This is a genomic window from Tenacibaculum sp. Ill, from assembly GCF_051938915.1.
Taxonomy (GTDB): Bacteria; Bacteroidota; Bacteroidia; order Flavobacteriales; family Flavobacteriaceae; genus Polaribacter; species Polaribacter larymnensis.
Window position 1 is genome coordinate 195,160 of sequence record NZ_JBPSCW010000002.1, and the last position, 17,815, is coordinate 212,974.

A 17,815-nucleotide genomic window follows, 5' to 3' on the forward strand; every position below is an offset into this window, starting at 1 on the left:
GAGCATAACCCTCATTATAACCCCTAAAATGATGCCTGCCTCAAGAATAAAAAACAACGGCTTCATTGCCTTTTTAATTTTACTAATACTTGTTATTGGATTTTTATCCTACGAAAATGCCAGAGATTACTCTGAGCTCAAAGCTGTTTTTGAGCAAGAAAAAAAAGAGTTAGAAGGTGAGTTAACAAATATTATAGAAGATTATGAAGAAACAAATTATAAAAAAAGTGAATACTCATTAAAACTAAAAGATGAGATTCATAAAGTAATTCAACTTAGAGATTCTGTTAAAAACTTAAAGGAAGTAGACTATAAGTTTATTAGATACTACAGAAAAAGAACAGGAATACTTATTGAGGAAAACGAAAAGCTTTTCACTCAATTAAATCATCTTAATACAATTAACAACGAATTAATTACAAAAAACGATAGTGTACAAGAAGCTTTGTTCGTAAAAGAAAAACAAAACACTAAACTTACTAACATAAACCGTTTTTTAAGTAAAGAAAAGCAAGACTTAAAAAGAAAAATAGCTACTGCTGAAATTATTGAAATTTCTACTATTAAGGCAGAGGCTATGAAAAAGAAAAGAAATGGAAAATTCACCTCAACAACAAGATCTAATAAGGTAAATGCATTTAAAATAGAATTCGATTTACTAGAAAACAAAGTGGCCTCCCCTGGTCCTAAAAAAGTTTATATCCAAGTGATGGATACAAATAAAAAAGTTATTACCCCATTTAAAGAAGTAAGTTTGCAAAACAACAAAAAAATATGGTGTAGTGATATTTTAACTGCCGAATATAATAACAAACAGCTATCTATGATTTCTTTTGTTAATGTAAATGGCGAAATTGATGCTGGAACCTATCACATTAATACATTTGTAAATGGTATTCAAGCTGGCAATAAATCTCTAGCATTAAAATAATCCCCTTAAATTAATAAAACTTAATATAAATCAATCCCCCCTAAACCATGAATCAACAAAAAACCAAGAATGTTTTAATTTTAGTATTAATTATCCTATCTCTTTTCCTTTTTTATTACTCGTTTCAAAAATCAAGTGAAAATGAGAACCTTCAAAACATTTTCTTAGAAGAAAAAGCTGAATTACAACAAGATCTTGATGAAATGATTAAAGACTACACTGATGTTGTTGTTGGAAAAAAACGTTTAGCTGACAGATTAGAAGTAGAGCTAATAAAAATGAAAAACCTAAGAGACTCTATCAAACTCTTAAAGTCTGACAATTTTGGACTTATAAGAAAATACAGAAGTAGAATTGCAAGCTTAGAGCGTGAAAATAAAAAGCTTTTCATTCAAATAGACTCTCTAAATAGTGCTAATGATGCTTTAACACAAGAAAATGTTATCGCTAACGAAATTTTACAACAAAAAGATAGTGTAAATGAAACTTTAACGGAAAAGAACAAAGAATTAGAAGCTAAAGTTGCTATTGGTGGAATTATTAAAACAAGCCCCGTAAAAGCAGTTGCTATGAAAGAACGTAGTAGTGGTAAACTAACATCTACAAGTAGATCTAGCAGAACTGATGCTTTTAGAATCAATTTTGATTTGTTAGAAAACCCAATAACTACGGCAGGTGAAAAACGCGTATATATTCAAATTGCTGATGAAAATAAAAATGTAGTTGCTCCAAAAGGGAAAACTGACCTAAAAAACGGACAAAAAGTTCAATATACAGACTCTCTTGAGATTAACTATAATAACAATCGTTTAAGCCTTGTGTCTTTAGTATTAGTAAACAGAGACGATATTAAAAAAGGAAAATATGTAATTAGCGCATTTGTTGATGGTGTTTACTCTGGAAACACAATAATAAAACTAAGATAAACAACGATAATAAGCACAAAACGCAACTAAAAAGTGAAGAGTTTAATTAATTCTTCACTTTTTTCTTTTTCCATACCCTTAGTTTAAATCCTTATTTTATTTTTGCAACATGGCAAAACAAGAAGATCAATTTAAAAAAGTATTATCGCACGCAAAAGAATACGGTTATGTGTTCCAATCATCTGAAATTTATGATGGTTTAAGCGCGGTGTATGATTATGCTCAAAATGGAGTAGAATTAAAGAAAAATATTCGTGATTATTGGTGGAAAGCAATGGTGCAAATGCACGAAAACATTGTAGGTATTGACGCAGCAATACTAATGCACCCAACTACTTGGAAAGCCTCAGGCCACGTTGATGCTTTCAACGATCCTTTAATTGATAATAAAGACTCTAAAAAACGTTATAGAGCTGATGTTTTAGTTGAAGATTTTAGAGAAAAAATCAACGAAAAAATTCAAAAAGATATAACCAAAGCAAAAAAGCGTTTTGGTGATGCTTTTAATGAAGATGAATTTAGAAGTACAAATCCTAACGTTTTAAGACGTCAAAAGCAAATTGACGAAATAACAGTTGAACTAACTAGAGTTCAGGAGGAAAACGACTTAGAAGGGTTTAGAAATTTAATTATAGACTTAGGTATAACATGTCCCGTTTCTGGTTCTAAAAACTGGACAGAAGTTAAGCAGTTTAACCTAATGTTTGGAACGCAACTTGGAGCTTCTGCTGACAGTTCTACAGAAGTATATTTACGACCTGAAACAGCACAAGGTATTTTTGTAAACTTTTTAAACGTACAAAAAACTGGACGTATGAAAATTCCTTTTGGAATTGCACAAACTGGTAAAGCTTTTCGTAACGAAATAGTTGCGCGTCAATTTATATTTAGACAACGAGAGTTTGAGCAAATGGAAATGCAATTTTTTGTAAAACCAGGCACTCAAATGGAATGGTATGAAAAATGGAAAGAAACCCGTTTAAAATGGCATATGTCGTTAGAAATGGGAGAAGAAAACTACCGTTTCCACGATCATGATAAATTAGCTCATTATGCTGATGCTGCTGCTGATATTGAATTTAATTTTCCTTTTGGATTCAAAGAATTAGAAGGAATTCATTCTCGTACTGATTTTGACTTAAGTCAGCATGAAAAGTTTTCTGGTAAAAAACTACAGTACTTCGATCATGAAGACAATACTAGTTATGTTCCTTACGTAATTGAAACTTCAATTGGTTTAGACAGAATGTTCTTAGCTGTTTTCTCTAACTCTTTACAAGAAGAAGAACTTGAAAACGGTTCAACTAGAACAGTTTTAAAATTACCTGCAGTTTTAGCACCTACCAAAGCAGCTATTTTACCATTGGTTAAAAAAGACGGTTTACCAGAAATCGCTCGTAAAATTGTTGACGATTTAAAATGGGACTTTAATGTTGTTTATGATGAAAAAGATGCTGTTGGAAGAAGATATCGTCGTCAAGACGCTGTTGGTACACCTTTCTGTATTACAGTAGACCATGATACTTTAGAAGACAATACTGTTACCATTCGTCATAGAGATACTATGGAGCAAAAACGTGTTAAAATAGAAGAATTAAGCAACATTATTAAACAAGAGGTAGATGTACGTTCTTGGTTACAAAAAATGGAAGCATAAATCTTAAAACGACAAAATAAAGCAAGAATCCTAAACGTAACTGTTTAGGATTTTTATTTTTGCAATAGTAAATAATTTTTTCACATACGAATCTTAATATTAAATAAGGTTTTTAATATTAGATCATAACTAACCGATAAAATAGGGAACAGATGAAAACTGTACTTAAAATATTATTTATCATCTTTTTACTTTGGATGATAACTGGTGCTTATCTTTTAAACACAGAGCACCCTAAAGCACAAATAGTAATGGGTTTAGGAGTTTTATATATGTCATTTATATTAATGCCTTTATTTATTTACCATAGATATAAAGATGGTAAGTACAAAAAGTACGTTATGAACTCTGATAAGGACAAAAAAAAAGCTGAAGATTAATCTTCAGCTTTTTTACTTTATATTTTGCTCACTATTGTAAAGTAGGTGAGTAATTTGTTGGGTAATCATCTGGTTTAGCTAAACCATCTTTACCTATAGTAAAATTAGATCCGTATGTAGCATCAATAGCAGCTAACATTTTATTAGCCATTAATGCATACCCTCTACCAGTTAAATGAACTCCGTCTAAACCGACTAAACCACCAGTTACTAAACTAGTATTCATATTATAATTTCCAAACTCTAACCCAGATGTAGAGGCTTCTTGTAAAATAGCTTTAAAATCTACAAAAGCTAAACCTTTAGCTTCGGCTACCGCTTTAATAGTTGCATTATATGAATCTGTAGCACTCTTAACTCTACTTACTTCATCTTGAGTTAACACCCATTTGTCTTCAAGAGGTAGTGAAACTCCTTCTACAGAAAACATTCCTGCTAACTGTTCTGGTAGACCTTGTAACATTAAAAATTCTACAGAATCAGTATTTACCTCTCCTATTATAGTACTACTTGGTAATACTAATAAATCTTCTTCTGTTGCTTGTCTTGCTTGACCGTAATAAGTACCTAATAAACCTGCTACTTTTTGTAATGTAGTTGCATCAGTAGGTAATCCGAAACTTGCCACAAAAGGAGGGAATGTAGGACTTGCTAATAAAGCGCCAACTATTTGAGCTGTTTTATCTTCTAAAGACTCATCTTTAATTACAACTGCACTTGCAGCATCTGTAGCAAAAACTATTGATCGTTCTGGAACACCAATTGCTTCAAAAACTCCATTAATTGCCCCAAAAACATTATTTAATGTCGGAATTTGTGCTCCAAAATCAGGGTTACTAGGATCTAATGGTGCATAAGGTACTGTAGTAAAGTAAGGTAACGATGTTATATATGGTAAATTAGCTACAACTCCTTTTCTATCTCCTGCTGCTAAAGCGTCTACAGTACTTGAAAAAACTGAAGCAAAAACATTAGAGTTTGTAATATCATTTATTCCATAAGTTGTTGGATCTACATTTCCTGTTTCATTATGATCTTCACCTACACCACCAGCAATAGAATAACCTAAAACATCATTTCCTCCTATTTCAGATAATGTAAAAAATGTTGGTTGTTGCATTAACACATCTTGTATAACACTTGCCATAGGGTTAGATGCCATTCTTACATAATAAGGGTTAGCATTTGGTAAAGCTGCTAATGCTCCATAACCTTCTACTCCTAAATGAAAACTTTTTATTCCTGGCACCCCCATATTACTATAAGGTCCTGCCTGTATATTTCCTATTTCAGTAGTTGGAGTTGCTGATAACCTTGTAGGTCCAGTTCCATTAAAATAAAACCTTGGTTCAGCTTTTTCTACCCCGGCTATTAAAAAACCACCTATGTTATCACTCATTAGAGGCTGTGTAAAATCTCCTCCGCCTACCATAGCAAACTTACTAGCTAATATATTTGGAAAAGAATTTTCTTGAGAAGCTTTAAATAAAGCTCCATCTGAAAAGCCTGCTGTAAAGGAAGCTCCTACAGCGACATAATTAGAAAAATCTACGCTACCAGCCTGCAATGCTACAGTACTTTCTGCTTCTCCTTTAATTTCAGGTAATGTATTATCTACATCACAGGCGGCTAAACCTAGAAATAATGCAGACAAAAAAGTATATTTAATTGTATTTTTCATTGTTTCTTTTTTTAGTTGTTGATAGTCCAAGAAATGTAGTATTGAGAACCTACCGCTCCTACTCCAGGTGCACTTAAGTATTCTTCACCTGTTAAATTAGACCCTCCTACTTTAAACACCGACTTAATTGAAGGAACAGAATAGTTAATTTGAGCATCAAGAACTGTTCTTTCCTCTACAGTACCTTCTAAGAAAGTAGACTGCCAGTAGAACTCATTTTGCCAACGAGCACTTACATTAAATCCAAAGTTTTCAAATAAATTTGTGTGTCCAAATTGCATTTTTACTTTATGTTCTGGCGTATTAAATCCGGCTTCAAAATCAGGGTCAGCAGCTTGATCAAAATCAAACTTAGACCATGTATAGTTTAATCCAACATCAAACCCATTAAATACCTTCGTGTTTAATCCTAAACCTACTCCATAAGAATCTACATCAACTGTTGAATTAGTTTTTACACTAAATGTTCTAACTAAATCTCTATTCGTTAAGTTACCTACGGTTACTGGTGTATTTGGATCTACCAATACAACTACATCTTTATTAGAAATAAAGTCAGAATACATATTATAGTATGTACTAAAATCAATAGACAACTTATTTTCTCCTAAAGGAACTGCTGCACGATAACCAACTTCAAAAGATTTTACTTTTTCTGGCTCTACTAAATCTGTAGTTGCCAAAGTAGGATTTCCGTTTGCTATAGAGTTAGCAGAATAACCTCTATCAAATACATCTTGTCCTGTTAAAACAAAACTTCCTGTTGTTGTAATTGCTGGTGCAGAAAAACGCCCAATATTATCTGGAGCTGTTCCTAAAATAAATCCTGCTCCTGTTGCTAAACCTATATATTGGTCTTGCGTTGTTGGATTACGGAAACCTGTTTGGAAAGACGCTCTAAAGTTATGGTTTTTGTTTTCTCCTGCTGCATAAGCTAAAGAAACTCTAGGTGTAACGTTTCCATCAAAATTATCAGACTTATCATAACGAATAGACCCTGTAAATTTTAAACGATCATCCATCATTTTTTTCTGAATTTGAGTATATAATCCATACTCTCCATATTTAATTGGACCGTCACTATCAGTATAAATAGTTCCATAAGAGTTTAATCTATATTGTCTATATGAACCTCCTACTTGAACCTCTGCCCAATCGATATAATCACGTAAGTTTAAGTTACCATCTGCATGATAGTAGCTTGTATTATCTCTAAACTTTGACCCTGTTAATAAATCTGGGTCAGCTGTTACTTCATTAAATAATCTTGTAAACTCAGCAGAACCCGGTTCTGGTCTTCCACTATCAGCTACTGCTCTTGCCGCTGCATGATTAGAAGCAGGAACACCTGGTATAGCACCTAAGTATGCTGCTGCATATTGTCCAAACCAATCTGTGTTAGATTTCCATTTGCTATTAATATTAATTGCAGCAAAACGAGTATCATAAGAATCACCTGCATCTTCTCCTGCATAATACCCTCTTATGAAGAAGTTTTTACCTCTTACTTCTAATTTATGTTGCTCCATAAAGAAGTTAGCTAAATTGTAACGGTTTTGTCCTTGATAGATAGTATTACCTCTACCGTATTTAGAATTCCAAATAATTTCAACACGGTCATTACCTAGAGGGCGGTAATGAATAGCTCCATTGAATTTTACACTTTTAGCTTCGTTAGACATTAAGTCTACTTCTCTATATCCTGTTCTACTAACTTTTCCAATAGCTCCTCCTAAATCAACAGAAACCTCATCTCCATATACATTTGCACCATCATAGTTAGGATCATCATTATGACTCATTCCTGGAATGTATGTACCTCCAATACCTGTTGTATTTCTATAATCAGTTGCATGCCATTCTTCTCCTTTCAAATAAGAAAAGCTAGCTTTAACTGCAAAGTAATCATCAAAAGCATGTGCCATTTTAATTGTAGCATCATAATATCCATTATCTCCTGCTGCTTCTTGACTAGTTAAGCCAGTTTTTAAACCAACACTAATACCTTGTTCATTAAATGGGTTTTCACTACGCATTAACATAATACCGTTAAATGCATTAGCCCCATATAAAGCTGAAGCTGCTCCTGGTAAAATTTCAACACTTTTTACATCTACTTCAGAAATTCCTAATAAGTTTCCAATAGCAAAGTTAAGTGCTGGAGAAGCGTTATCCATACCATCAACTAACTGTACAAAACGCTCATTACCAAACGTAGCAAAACCACGTGTGTTTACTGTTTTAAATGTTAAACCTCCTGAGTTGATATCAACTCCTTTTAAATTTTCTAATCCATCGTAATATGAAGCAGAAGCTGTATTCTTAATCGCTCTAGAATCAAAACGTTCAATTGTTACAGGTGATTCCATAACACGTTCTGGAGTTCTCGAAGCCGATACAACTACCTCATCTAAAGATGTTGCATTTTCTGTTAAGCTAACCTCAACAACTTGGTTGTTTTTTGTTATCTCAACTGTTTTTGTTTGATACCCTAAAGAAGAAATTTCAATGGTAAACGGAGGGATATCTGTTACCGTCATTGTAAACTTACCATCAAAATCGGTAGACGTTCCTACTGCTTTTCTCGAAACTTTAATGTTTGCTCCCGGTAGTGGCCCACCAAGCGAAGCATCATTAACCGTACCTGTAATGGTAGTTTGAGCAACCATCATTGCCGTACCAAATAGCACAAATGCAACAAGTAATAGTTTTTTCATCATAATGTAAAATAATTTGTTAACTGTAGTGCAAAATACAATTTTTTTTCATTTGCGAAATATTTACCCTCTTTTTTTGTAATTATAGTAATTATAAAGACAAAAACTTACCAAAAACTAATTTTATATTTTATTTCTTAATTTATTATTTATCATCTTATACAAATTGTATTTTTGCCTAAACTTATTAGTAGTCTTGGAAATTATACATTCTATTTTTGATCTTACCCCTTCTCAAAAAACAATGGTCACCATCGGTACTTTTGATGGAGTGCATATTGGGCATCAAAAAATTATTGAGAAACTAGTTAGTGAAGCAAAAGCTAGTAATAAAAAATCGGTATTGCTAACATTTTTTCCTCACCCAAGGATGGTATTACAAAAAGATGTTTCCATTAAACTAATAAATACTATTGATGAAAGAGCTCAACACCTCGAAAAATTAGGATTAGATTATTTAATTATTCATCCTTTTAGTAGAGAATTTTCAAGACTTACCGCTTTAGATTTTGTTCGTGATATTTTAGTAAACCAACTGAATATATCTAAATTGATTATTGGTTACGATCATCATTTTGGAAAAAATAGAGAAGGTAATATTGAACAATTAACTGAGTATTCTCACTTATATGATTTTACTGTTGAAGAAATTCCTGCCCAAGACATTGACGAAGTCTCAGTTAGTTCTACCAAAATTAGAAAAGCCCTTGCTAACGGACATTTAAAAACTGCTAATAATTACTTAGGGTATAACTTTTCACTTACTGGAAAAGTTGTGAATGGAAAACAGCTAGGTGGAAAAATAGGTTTTCCTACCGCAAATATTGACATACCTGAAGATTATAAGTTAATTCCTAAAACAGGTGTTTATATAGTAAAGTCTACTATTGATAACACTACTGTTTATGGAATGATGAATATTGGTAATCGACCAACAGTTGATGGAGAGCATCAAACAATTGAAGTACATTATTTCAATTTTAACCAAAATTTATATGGTAAAGAGTTAACTATTGAGCTACTTTACTATTTAAGAGACGAACAAAAGTTCGATTCTGTTTCTGGCTTAATTTCTCAATTAAAAAAAGACAAGCAAAATTCAATGCTCTTTTTAAAAAGTTACGCCAAAGTCTAACCTTAAAATCATACTCAAAGCCCCCCGGTTTCAAATAGCTTTAGAATTAGTATTATTGACGTAACTGCATACAAAGTTAATTTTTTTAAAACCCACATAATGACAAGTATGTCATTATGTATTTCATATGTTTTTAAGATTTTGTATCGAAAAAGAATAATGCTGTCAAAAAATGAGGTAACCTTAAAAAAGGTGGCCCTTTGCGTAAAAACTTTAAGAGAAGAGTATCATATTACTTCAAATGAGTTTTATATTGATACTGGAATACATTTGGCAAGAATAGAACAAGGAAAAACAAATGTCACTATTACCACTCTTCAGAAAATATGTGATTATTTCAACATTACTTTATCTGACTTCTTTATGATGCTCGAAGAAATTTAGTACACAAAACACATTGCTTAAGTCTATAGCTTCTTTTATCTTTGCTTTTCTTAAAAAATTAAAAAGATGTTACAGGTTCAGTTTATTAGAGAAAACAAACAAACTGTTTTAGACGGATTAGCAAAACGTAATTTTGCTGATGCCGAAACAATTATTGAAGAAGTATTAACTGCTGATGAAACGCGTAGAGCTACACAAGTTTCTTTAGATAATGTCTTAGCTGAATCGAACAAAATATCCAAAGAAATTGGGGGACTTTTTAAGTCTGGAAAAGTTGAAGAAGCAAATCAACTTAAAGCAAAAACAGGTGAATTAAAAGAGCAATCTAAACAATTAACAGAAGAATTAAACTCTGCTGCTGATAAGTTAAACGAATTGTTGTACCAAATCCCTAATATTCCTCATCCTTCTGTAAAAGCAGGAAAAAGTGAAGAGGATAACGAAGAAATTTTTAAAGAAGGAATTATTCCTGATTTAGGAGAAAAAGCATTACCTCACTGGGAATTAGCGAAAAAGTATGATATTATTGATTTTGATTTAGGTGCCAAAATTACGGGTGCTGGTTTTCCTGTGTATAAAGGAAAAGGAGCTCGTTTACAACGTGCTTTAATTAATTACTTCTTAGATAAAAACACAGCAGCTGGATATAACGAGGTACAAGTTCCTCATTTAGTAAATGAAGCTTCAGGTTTTGGTACAGGTCAATTACCTGACAAAGAAGGACAAATGTATCATGTAACTGGAGATAACTTATACTTAATCCCTACCGCTGAAGTTCCAGTAACTAATATGTTTAGAGGTGATTTAGTAAAAGAAGCTGATTTACCTATTGCAGTTACAGGCTATACTCCTTGTTTCCGTCGTGAAGCTGGAAGTTATGGAGCTCATGTTCGTGGATTAAATCGTTTACACCAATTTGATAAAGTTGAGATTGTTCGTGTTGAACACCCTGACAATTCATATAATGCTTTAAATGGAATGGTTGAACATATCAAAGAAATTTTACGTGAGCTAAAATTACCATACCGTATTTTACGTCTTTGTGGTGGAGATACAGGGTTTACCTCTGCCCTTACATTTGACTTTGAATTATATTCTACAGCTCAAGAACGTTGGTTAGAAATTAGTTCTGCTTCAAACTTTGAAACTTTTCAAGCAAATCGTTTAAAGTTACGTTTTAAAAACAAAGAAGGAAAAAGTCAATTAGTACACACTTTAAACGGAAGTTCTTTAGCATTACCTCGTGTACTTGCTGGTATTTTAGAGAATTATCAAACTGAAAACGGAATTAAAATTCCTGAAGTATTAGTTCCTTATTGTGGTTTTGATATGATTGATTAATCAATCTTAAATATAAAAATGAAAAAATCCCAAGCCTCAATTACGATGCTTGGGATTTTTAATTAATCAATCCCCATTGAAAAAAATATGTTTAGTTGGCAACTACCGCTACCATTAATCTCTTGTACTTATTCATTTCTAGCAATGCTTCAAAATATTGAGTTATTTGACCTTTTCTCATAAACTCATTTGCATTCTGCTTTGCTATTTCATATTGTGTCGTAAAGTTTCTCATAGTTTACATTGTTTAGTTGTTTTACTAATAAGACAAAGTTCGTGCCAAAATGTTACACTGCTTTTCAAAAAAGCACCTCTTTTAATAGTATTTTAACAATTATCTTCTGTATTTTTGATAGACAAAACCCTCTTAACTGAATTAAGCACAAAAACACAACGCTTAAAATTTTCAAAATGAAAAAAGCCATTATTTTATTTAATTTACTGATTTTAAGTTTGTTTTGCCAAGCACAGCAAAACGAATTTATCATTGCTGAAAATTATTTTAGAAATAATGAATATGAAAAGGCAATTCAGTTATATAAAAGATTATACGATCAAAGCCCATATAACACAACTTATTTAAAAAAGTTAATCACTTGTTATCAGGAGACAGAACAATTTACTACTGCTGAAAATTTACTCACTCAAAAACTAAAAGAAAAACCTAATTTATCTTACTTATATGTAATTCTAGGTTATAATAGTGAACGACAAGAAAAAATAGAAGACGCTAATAAATATTATCAAAAAGCAATCGAATCCATCAATAAAAAAGCAAATTACGGTTCTTTAATCGCTGGCTTGTTTAAAAACTATAGTAAATTAGATTTAGCTATTGAAGCTTTTAATAAAGTAATGGAAATTAACCCAAAAGCTAATTATGGGTTTCAATTGGCACAAATTTATGGTGAAAAAGGAGATTTTGAACAAATGTTCAAATCATACATTGATTTGGTTGACAAAAATAGTGGCTACCTCAACAATGTAAAACGTTATGCTGGTAAATATTTAACTGATGATAGCGAAGATGAGAACAATGTTTTATTCAAAAAAGCACTATTACGAAAATCTATAAGTAACCCTAAAGACATTTGGAATGATTTACTTTCTTGGTTATTTATTAGGCAAAAACAATACAGCAAAGCCCTTATTCAAAACAAGGCATTACTTGCAAGAGACCCTGATAATTTAGGTAAAATTAATGATTTAGGTAAAATATCTCTAGAGAACAAAGACTACGAAACTGCAAAAGAGTGTTTTGATCTTATTATTGAAAAAACGAATTACCCTAGAGACAAGTTTAAAGCTATAAATAACAACCTTAAAATAGCAATTGAGACAAAACAACCTGATGTAGATGAGCGTTTTAATGCTATTTTTAAAGAATATGGAATTAACTCCAAAACACTTTTCACACAAATAGAGTACGCTAATTATTTAACGTTTACAAAAAACACCCCACAAGAAGCATCTGTTATTTTAAAAAATGCCTTAAATTTTACCAATTCAAAGTTTATAAAAGCAACTATAAAACTTAAGCTTGGTGATGTTTTTGTATATATGGGTAAATTTAACAAAGGATTAATTTATTTTTCTCAAGTTCAAACGCTATTTAAAAACAATTATATAGGTCAAGAAGCCCGCTTTAAAGTAGCACAAGCTTCTTATTTTAAAAATGATTTTACTTGGGCAAAGGCTCAACTAAAAGTTTTAAAAGGATCAGCAACACAACTTATTGCTAACGATGCTGCCGATTTGTTCTTGACAATTTCAGATAACGAGCCTAAAGATAGTATTGGTACTGGTTTAAAAGAGTATGCCAAAGCTGACCTGTTAGCTTATCAAAATAAAAATGACGAAGCAATTGCTATTTTAAGTACTATAATTGCTAATTACGGTGGGCAATCTATTGAAGATGAAGCATTATTTAAACAAGCTCAACTATTTGTTAAAAAGAAACAATATGATGAAGCCATTTTAAATTATGCCAAGATAACTGCCTTGGATAAAGAAGGAATTTATGTTGACGATGTATATTATCACATGGCTGAATTATATAACAATGAATTAAATAATCCAGAAAAGGCTAAAGAATACTATCAAAAGATTATTTTTGACCACCCATCGAGTATCTACCTAGTAGAAGCCCGAAAAAAGTTTAGAAAATTAAGAGGAGACGACATTTAAAAAACTGAAGATGTTCCTTTTACTTCATTTTTAAAATTAAAAATATGTACATATACAACGTAACAATAAATATAGACGAAAGTATACATGCTGAATGGTTAACTTGGATTGAAAGCCATATACCTGAAGTATTAGCAACAGGACACTTTTTAAGTGCTAAAATGACACAAGTGTTGGTTGAAGAAGAAATGGGAGGTATTACCTACTCTATTCAATATACCGCTAAAACACGTGAAGATTTAGACAACTATTATAAACATAGTGCAGACAAACTACGTAACGACGGATTAAAAAAATTTGCTGATAAAATGCTAGCTTTCCGTACTGAATTAAAAGTAGTAAATGAGTTTTTCCCTACAGTAAATAGTAATTAGTTAAGACCCAAAACCAAGATTCTAAACGTATTACGTATAGAAAAATCTATTAAACTGAATCTATGACCGTAAGAGCAAAAAAACATTTAGGACAACATTTTTTAAACGATGAAAACATCGCTAAGAAAATTTCCGATTCGTTAACCGAAAAAGGATACGATGACGTATTAGAAATTGGTCCTGGTATGGGAGTTCTAACTAAATATTTGTTAGAGAAAAAACCAAAAGTTACGGTAATGGAGTTAGATTCAGAGTCAGTAACCTATTTACAAGAAACATTTCCTGTTGAGCACATAAAACTAAATACTTCAAAAGAAAAGTTTACCATTATTGAAGGTGATTTTTTAAAGAAAGATTTCACTGAAATTTTCAAAAATCAGCAAGTAGCAATTATCGGGAACTTTCCATACAACATTTCATCACAAATTGTTTTTAAAGCTATTGAAAACCGCGAATTTGTTCCAGAATTTTCAGGAATGTTTCAAAAGGAAGTTGCTCAGCGAATTGCTGAAAAAGAAGGAAGTAAAACTTACGGAATACTCTCGGTATTAACGCAAGCTTTTTATGATGCTGAATACTTATTTACCGTACCTCCTTCTGTATTCAATCCACCGCCAAAAGTAGATTCTGGAGTTATTAGACTTATCAGAAAAGAAAACTACACACTTCCTGTTGATGAAAAATTATTTTTTAGAGTGGTAAAAACAGCTTTTAATCAACGAAGAAAAATGTTACGTTCCAGTTTAAAATCTTTTAATCTTTCGGATACCTTAAAAGAAGACCCTATATTTGCGATGCGTCCGGAACAGTTGTCGGTGCAAAAATTCATTGAGTTGACACAAAAGATAGCTCAAAACAATAGTTAAGAGTCCTTTTTTAGATAAGAACAAGTCTTCTTTTTGAATTAGATTTCAACATATTCAAAACCTCGATTATCGAGCAAAATTGCAAGCAATGGCATTAGAAATCACAAAAGACTTATTAGAAAACGTAAAAGAACTGATTCAGCAACAAAAAGACACAGCTCTTTCTGAGGTTTTTTCAGATATTCACTACGCTGATATTGCTGAAGTTTTAGATGAACTTACTTTTGAAGAAGCAGTTTACATTATACGTTTATTAGATAGTGAAACAACTTCGGATGTATTAATGGAAGTTGATGAAGAAGTTCGTGAAAAAGTTTTTGAACAACTATCTGCCAAAGAAATTGCCGAAGAGGTTAATGAACTTGATACCGATGATGCTGCCGATGTTATTGCTGAACTTCCTGAAGAACGAAAACAAGATGTAATTCGAAAAATTGAAGACCGTGAACATGCTAAAGAAATTGTAGAATTACTACGATATGATGAAGATTCTGCTGGTGGATTAATGGCAAAAGAGCTTGTAAAAGTAAATGAGAATTGGAATGTACTTACCTGTGTTAAAAAAATGCGTCAGCAAGCAGAAGAGGTTACTAGAGTTCATTCTATTTATGTGGTTGATGATGAAGGTAAGTTAAAAGGGCGTTTATCGTTAAAAGACTTGTTAATGGCTTCTACTCGTTCTAAAATTTCGGATGTTTATATTCCTAAAGTAGATTTTGTTCATGTACACGATGAAGCGGAAGACGTAGCTAACATTATGCGTAAATATGACTTAGAAGCTATTCCTGTTGTGGATGAATTAGGTGTTTTAGTGGGTAGAATTACTATTGATGATATTGTTGATGTAATTAAAGAGGAAGCTGAAAAAGATTATCAATTAGCAGCAGGTATTACCCAAGATGTTGACTCTGAAGATAGCATTTTACAGTTAACCCGAGCTCGATTACCATGGTTGTTCCTAGGTTTAATTGGAGGTATTGGAGCTGCAAGAATTATGGGCTTTTTTGAAGGTGCATTAGAAGAAAATGCTATTCTTTTTATGTTTACACCTCTTATTGCAGCTATGGCTGGTAATGTTGGGGTACAATCTTCAGCAATTATTGTACAAGGTTTAGCTAACGATGATGTAAAAGGAAGTGTTACTAATAGGTTATTAAAAGAAATGTCTTTAGCCGCTGTAAATGGGCTTGTTTTGGCTGTTATCTTGTTTTTCTTTATTTGGATTTGGAAAGGAGATATAACAATTGCCTCTGCTATTTCATCTTCGTTATTTACGGTAATTATTGTAGCTGGTTTGGTGGGTACTTTTATTCCATTATTTTTAGATAAAAGAGGTATTGACCCTGCAATTGCTACTGGACCATTTATTACAACGAGTAATGATATTTTTGGGATTTTAATCTATTTTTGGATAGCAAAAATGATTATTGGCTTTTAATCTAGCGATTCTACTTTCTCAATCAGGTTATCAATCTTACTTTCAGGAATAAATCCTTTTAGCATTAACACAGCACCAAAAACGATTAATAACACTCCCATTCCACGTTTTATTCGATAAATAACTAATGGGGTTAACCTACTCTTAAGTTGTTTAGCTAGTAATATTTTTCCTAAATCTGTAATTGCGTAACCTGCTATTACAGTACCAAAATACCAAACCAAATACTTCGGATTCATATCATACGTTGGTCCTATAACCACAATTAATCCCAGCCAAAAAGCTAATACTCCTATGTTTATAAAATTTAAGAAAAAGCCTTTAAAAAGGAGTTTTAAATAATTATTACTTACAGGTAAAACAACATCGGGAGCTTTTGCTTCTTTCTTATTGTTTTTATCTAAATAAGTAATTAATCCATAAACAATTAGTACCAACCCTCCGATAAGAAATAAACGCGGATCATCTTTTATTTTTTCTAGCAGACTCCTACTTCCAAAATAAGCTATTAACATAAAAGAGATGTCTCCTAAGATTACACCCACATCAAAGGCTATAGCTGCTCTAGCTCCTTTTAAAATACTGGTTTTAATCAGCATAAAAAACACGGGGCCTATCATAAAAGCCATGAAAACACCTACAAAAAATGCGTTTTTAAAGTCGTAAAAATCCATTCTATAAAGTTACGATTTTACCTAAACATCGTCAAAATCTACCACTATTTTCTGTGTAGTTGGGTGTGCTTGACATGTAAGTATTAAACCCTCTTCTAATTCGTCATCAGTTAAAATAGAGTTTTTTGCCATTACAGCTTTTCCTTCCGTAACTTTTGCTATACAACTACTACAAACTCCTCCTTGACAAGAATATGGAGCGTCTAACTTGTTGCGTAAAGAAGCTGCTAAAACCGTATCGGTTTTCTCCATCATAAAAGTGTGTTCTTCATCATCTAACACTACTTTAATCTCTGATTTTCCATCAGGAATATTTAATGCTGCTTCTTCATCTGAAATGGTAGCGGTAAATAATTCAAAATAAATGTCTCTTTCATCAAAACCATCTTCTTGAAGTGTGTTAGAAACTGTTTGAATCATTTCTTCAGGACCGCATAAATATGCAGAATTAAAAGAAATATCCTTGTGAATATTATTTACAAAATAATTTACATGTCCTTTATCGATTCTACCAAATTTGCAGTCAGTTCTTACTTCTTGACTAAACACATAGTGTAAGTTTAATTGAGAAGAATACTTTTCAGCTAACTCATTTAACTCATCATAAAAAATTGTGCTTTCTGCTTTTTTATTTCCAAAAACTAGTGTAACTGTTGAAGTAGGTTCATTCTCTAGCACCGTTTTTACCATTGATAAAACTGGAGTAATTCCACTTCCTGCGGCAAAAGCAAGATAGTTTTTTTGTGCTTGAGGCTCTAAAATAAATTTACCTTCTGGTTCAGAAACCTCTAAATAAGTATCTTCTTTTAGCTTAGTAGTTGCATAGGTTGAAAATTTTCCATGATCAACTGCTTTTACAGCAACTTTAATTTGCTTACTGTTTGGAGAAGCACAAATAGAATAAGCTCTTCTTATTTCCTTATCGTCTAAGATAGCTTTTATGGTAATATATTGACCAGCAACAAAAGTGTAGTTATCTTTTAGTTCTGCTGGAATATCAAATAAAATAGATACAGCATCTGCCGTTTCTTTTATTATTTTTTCTATACGTAGTTTATGAAATGTAGACATTTGATCTTTTTAAAGAGTTACAAAAATAAGAAACTCAAGAAGAAGAAAAGTTA

Annotated in this window: 16 protein-coding genes; 11 read left to right on the top strand and 5 right to left on the bottom strand. The window is 31.9% G+C overall.

Translation table 11 applies throughout. The features are described 5' to 3' along the window. Nucleotides 1–31 precede the first annotated feature (31 nt). The 4 genes from ACTPNM_RS00945 to ACTPNM_RS00960 all read left to right on the top strand — a co-directional run bounded on the left by ACTPNM_RS00945 (nucleotide 32) and on the right by ACTPNM_RS00960 (nucleotide 3,894). Nucleotides 32–931, top strand: coding sequence for a hypothetical protein (locus tag ACTPNM_RS00945; protein ID WP_440120226.1), 900 nt, complete (start codon nucleotides 32–34; stop codon nucleotides 929–931). Between the two features lie 47 nt (nucleotides 932–978). Continuing rightward, nucleotides 979–1,857 carry a hypothetical protein gene (locus ACTPNM_RS00950; protein ID WP_440120227.1) on the top strand — a complete coding sequence of 293 codons (879 nt, stop codon included), beginning with the start codon at nucleotides 979–981 and terminating at the stop codon, nucleotides 1,855–1,857. 109 nt (nucleotides 1,858–1,966) lie between these two features. Next, entirely contained in the window at nucleotides 1,967–3,514 is a 1,548-nt protein-coding gene (locus ACTPNM_RS00955) for a glycine--tRNA ligase (protein ID WP_440120228.1), read from the top strand. Nucleotides 3,515–3,666: 152 nt separating this feature from the next. Beyond that, nucleotides 3,667–3,894, top strand: coding sequence for a hypothetical protein (locus tag ACTPNM_RS00960; RefSeq protein ID WP_440120229.1), 228 nt, complete (start codon nucleotides 3,667–3,669; stop codon nucleotides 3,892–3,894). Between the two features lie 31 nt (nucleotides 3,895–3,925). Here the strand turns inward: ACTPNM_RS00960 and ACTPNM_RS00965 are convergent, their stop codons facing one another. Then, entirely contained in the window at nucleotides 3,926–5,575 is a 1,650-nt protein-coding gene (locus ACTPNM_RS00965) for an SGNH/GDSL hydrolase family protein (RefSeq protein WP_440120230.1), read from the bottom strand. 11 nt (nucleotides 5,576–5,586) lie between these two features. After that, complete coding sequence (locus tag ACTPNM_RS00970; RefSeq protein ID WP_440120231.1) at nucleotides 5,587–8,295, bottom strand: TonB-dependent receptor; 2,709 nt, start codon at nucleotides 8,293–8,295, stop codon at nucleotides 5,587–5,589. A gap of 193 nt (nucleotides 8,296–8,488) precedes the next feature. Between ACTPNM_RS00970 and ACTPNM_RS00975 the strand changes: the two genes are divergently transcribed. The 3 genes from ACTPNM_RS00975 to serS all read left to right on the top strand — a co-directional run bounded on the left by ACTPNM_RS00975 (nucleotide 8,489) and on the right by serS (nucleotide 11,152). Further along, nucleotides 8,489–9,427: a bifunctional riboflavin kinase/FAD synthetase gene (locus ACTPNM_RS00975; protein WP_440120232.1), complete on the top strand. Its 939-nt coding sequence runs from the start codon at nucleotides 8,489–8,491 to the stop codon at nucleotides 9,425–9,427. Between the two features lie 99 nt (nucleotides 9,428–9,526). Beyond that, nucleotides 9,527–9,811, top strand: a complete 285-nt coding sequence (locus ACTPNM_RS00980) for a helix-turn-helix domain-containing protein (protein WP_099215041.1) — start codon at nucleotides 9,527–9,529, stop codon at nucleotides 9,809–9,811. Nucleotides 9,812–9,877: 66 nt separating this feature from the next. Next, a complete protein-coding gene (gene serS / locus ACTPNM_RS00985) occupies nucleotides 9,878–11,152 on the top strand; it encodes a serine--tRNA ligase (protein WP_440120233.1) in 1,275 nt (424 codons plus the stop codon). A gap of 91 nt (nucleotides 11,153–11,243) precedes the next feature. On the opposite strand, the gene ACTPNM_RS00990 is transcribed toward serS, so the two are convergent. Then, nucleotides 11,244–11,387 carry a hypothetical protein gene (locus ACTPNM_RS00990; protein WP_176550555.1) on the bottom strand — a complete coding sequence of 48 codons (144 nt, stop codon included), beginning with the start codon at nucleotides 11,385–11,387 and terminating at the stop codon, nucleotides 11,244–11,246. Nucleotides 11,388–11,563: 176 nt separating this feature from the next. On the opposite strand from ACTPNM_RS00990, the gene ACTPNM_RS00995 reads away from it, so the two are divergent. The 4 genes from ACTPNM_RS00995 (at nucleotide 11,564) to mgtE (ending at nucleotide 16,017) form a co-directional block, all read left to right on the top strand. Further along, nucleotides 11,564–13,339: a tetratricopeptide repeat protein gene (locus tag ACTPNM_RS00995; RefSeq protein WP_440120234.1), complete on the top strand. Its 1,776-nt coding sequence runs from the start codon at nucleotides 11,564–11,566 to the stop codon at nucleotides 13,337–13,339. Between the two features lie 44 nt (nucleotides 13,340–13,383). Further along, nucleotides 13,384–13,713, top strand: coding sequence for a DUF4286 family protein (locus ACTPNM_RS01000; protein ID WP_099215038.1), 330 nt, complete (start codon nucleotides 13,384–13,386; stop codon nucleotides 13,711–13,713). Between the two features lie 62 nt (nucleotides 13,714–13,775). Then, complete coding sequence (rsmA, locus tag ACTPNM_RS01005; RefSeq protein WP_440120235.1) at nucleotides 13,776–14,579, top strand: 16S rRNA (adenine(1518)-N(6)/adenine(1519)-N(6))-dimethyltransferase RsmA; 804 nt, start codon at nucleotides 13,776–13,778, stop codon at nucleotides 14,577–14,579. Between the two features lie 88 nt (nucleotides 14,580–14,667). Then, complete coding sequence (gene mgtE, locus ACTPNM_RS01010; protein ID WP_440120236.1) at nucleotides 14,668–16,017, top strand: magnesium transporter; 1,350 nt, start codon at nucleotides 14,668–14,670, stop codon at nucleotides 16,015–16,017. Here the strand turns inward: mgtE and ACTPNM_RS01015 are convergent. Beyond that, nucleotides 16,014–16,691: a LysE family translocator gene (locus tag ACTPNM_RS01015; RefSeq protein ID WP_440120237.1), complete on the bottom strand. Its 678-nt coding sequence runs from the start codon at nucleotides 16,689–16,691 to the stop codon at nucleotides 16,014–16,016. The two genes, mgtE and ACTPNM_RS01015, sit on opposite strands and share 4 nt — an antisense overlap. Before the next feature lie 21 nt (nucleotides 16,692–16,712). Beyond that, complete coding sequence (locus ACTPNM_RS01020; protein WP_440120238.1) at nucleotides 16,713–17,762, bottom strand: 2Fe-2S iron-sulfur cluster-binding protein; 1,050 nt, start codon at nucleotides 17,760–17,762, stop codon at nucleotides 16,713–16,715. Nucleotides 17,763–17,815: the final 53 nt, after the last annotated feature.